At 69.0% G+C, this 1,550-nt stretch carries 3 protein-coding genes; 2 read left to right on the top strand and 1 reads right to left on the bottom strand.

Annotated elements, in window-relative coordinates; all coding sequences use genetic code 11:
* Both VGD44_RS23605 and VGD44_RS23610 read left to right on the top strand, forming a co-directional pair.
* On the top strand, positions 1–705 hold a 705-nt coding region (locus tag VGD44_RS23605), incomplete at its 5' end, for a GMC family oxidoreductase (protein WP_331090833.1).
* A 14-nt stretch (positions 706–719) separates the two neighbouring features.
* Complete coding sequence (locus VGD44_RS23610; protein ID WP_331090834.1) at positions 720–1,265, top strand: gluconate 2-dehydrogenase subunit 3 family protein; 546 nt, start codon at positions 720–722, stop codon at positions 1,263–1,265.
* Positions 1,266–1,437: 172 nt separating this feature from the next.
* On the opposite strand, the gene VGD44_RS26565 is transcribed toward VGD44_RS23610, so the two are convergent.
* Positions 1,438–1,550 (bottom strand): family 16 glycoside hydrolase (locus VGD44_RS26565; protein ID WP_414694718.1); only part of this gene is annotated, 113 nt, incomplete at its 5' end.

Consider the following 1,550-nt stretch of genomic DNA (forward strand, 5'->3'; position numbering starts at 1 on the left):
ATCATGGACCACCACCTGGCGGCCGGCGCCCAGGCCGAGGCGCCCGGGTTTGAGGACAGCTACTATTCGGGCCGGCGGCCGAACGGCGTCTACATCCCGCGGTTCCGCAACCTCGGCGATGCGGCCACCAAACGGAAGGACTACCTGCGCGGCTTCGGCTACCAGGGCGGCGCAGGTCGGCCCGGCTGGTCACGGGCGCTGTCGGCGCCCGGCTTCGGTGCGGCTCGCAAGGCCGAGCTTTCCCAACCTGCGCCGTGGATAGTGCGGCTGGGCGGCTTCGGCGAGATCCTCCCCTATGCCGACAATCGGGTGACGCTGAACAAGGACAAGAAGGACAAGTACGGCCTGCCGACGCTCACCTTCGATGGGTCGATCCGCGAGAACGAGCTCGCGATGCGCAAGGACATGCAGGCCGCGGCGGCCGAGATGCTCGAGGCGGCGGGCTTCAAGAATGTGCAGACGATGGACGGCGACTACGCGCTGGGCCTCGGCATCCACGAGATGGGCACGGCGCGGATGGGTCGCGATCCCAAGACCTCGGTGCTGAACGCGCACAACCAGGTGCACGAGTGCAAGAACGTCTACGTGACCGACGGGGCGGCGATGACCTCGGCGTCGTGCGTGAACCCGTCGCTCACCTACATGGCGCTGACTGCGCGGGCCGCAGACCATGCCGTGCAGGCGAAGAAGCGCGGCGAGCTCTAGGGGAGGGACGGACGATGCTGATCAACCGACGCGACGCCCTCTTCGGCCTCTCGCTCACGCTCACCGCCGGCGGCGCCAGCGTCGCCTGGGCCCAGCCCGCGCCGCTCGCCTGGACGCCCACGGCGTTCACGGCCGAACAGGCGCGTCTGGTCGATGTAGTCGCCGAGCTGATCTACCCCAAGACCGACACGCCCGGCGCCCGCGAGGCCGGCGTGCCGCAGATGGTCGACCGCGCCGTGAAGGGCTGGCTCGAACCGGCGCAGGCCGAGTTCATCAAGGGGGGGCTCGCCCGCATGGACGCCGACGCGAGGGCCGCCCACGGCAAGGCCTTCATCGACCTCGCGCCCGCCCAGCAGACGGCGCTCCTCACCCGCTACGACCAGGAGGCCGCCGCCGCCCGCGGCAAGCCGCACGCGTTCGGGTCGCTCAAGGACCTGATGACCATCGGCTACTTCACCTCGAAGCCCGGCGCGACGGTCACCCTCCGCTACGACCCCGTCCCCGGCGACTACCGGGGCTGCGTGCCGATGAAGGAGATCGGGCGGGCCTGGGCGACGTAGTCCCCCCCGAGTGTCATCCCGGTCTTGCGCGCAGCGCAAAGACCCGGGACCCATGAGCGTCGATGCTGCAGGACATGCACGGCCTCGACGTGGCTATCCATCCTGAGAGATCGACGCTTGGGTCCCCGGTCATTGCGCTGCGCAAAACCGGGATGACAGATGTGGGTAGAGGCTACTTCAGCACCCGCACCTTGATGCTCCGGTACCAGACGTCGTCGCCGTGGTTCTGCAGGGCGATGTGGCCCTTGGGGCTGGCAGCGAAGGGCCAGTCCTTGAACTTGCTCT

Source organism: Phenylobacterium sp. (genome assembly GCF_036402295.1).
Classification (GTDB): Bacteria; Pseudomonadota; Alphaproteobacteria; order Caulobacterales; family Caulobacteraceae; genus Phenylobacterium.

Bases quoted from the DNA above. Each gene is read 5' to 3' on its own strand.
- VGD44_RS23610 (WP_331090834.1), top strand. From the start codon at position 720: ATGCTGATCAACCGACGCGACGCCCTCTTCGGCCTCTCGCTCACGCTC.